Annotated in this window: 1 protein-coding gene; it reads left to right on the top strand. The window is 56.9% G+C overall.

The features are described 5' to 3' along the window. Positions 1-555, top strand: a 555-nt coding sequence (locus BFQ04_RS30050) for an immunoglobulin-like domain-containing protein (RefSeq protein ID WP_256544591.1), incomplete at both ends; no start/stop codon positions are given.

Raw genomic sequence — 555 nt, forward strand, 5'->3', positions numbered from 1 at the left:
CCACTGCTATCAAGACTGTCACCGGTGGCGAGCACTTTGAGAACCTGGTGCCAGGTAAGACGGCAGTCAATACGACCGTCACCGATACCCCAGGCACCGCTGATACCACTACCGTCACGCTGACCGCGCCAACCGCCGTCAACGAAGGTGGCCAGATCACTTACACCGCTACGCTCTCTAACAAAGCGGGCAGCGACGTTACGCTGAAACTGGACAACGGTTCGTCGATTATCATCAAAGCCGGCGATACCGTCGGCACCGTGACCGTACCAGCGCCTACCGATGACGTGTTCATCGACAAGAGCACGCAGACAGTCAAAATTACCGACGCAACGGGCGGCAACTTTGAGAAATTGGAAGTTGCTGGCAACGGTACAACGACAACGATCAACGACACTATCGACAAGGTCGACGTAGTCCTGACCGCCACCACCACCGTCGGCGAAGGCGGCAACATCGTTTACACCGCCAGCCTTGTGGATAAAAACGGCGCGCCGGTGACCAACATCACCAACCCGTTGACCGTCACGCTCGATAACGGCCAAAGCATCACCA

Origin of the sequence: Pseudomonas sp. 37 R 15 (assembly GCF_900004865.1) — a bacterium.
GTDB lineage: Bacteria > Pseudomonadota > Gammaproteobacteria > Pseudomonadales > Pseudomonadaceae > Aquipseudomonas > Aquipseudomonas fluorescens_AM.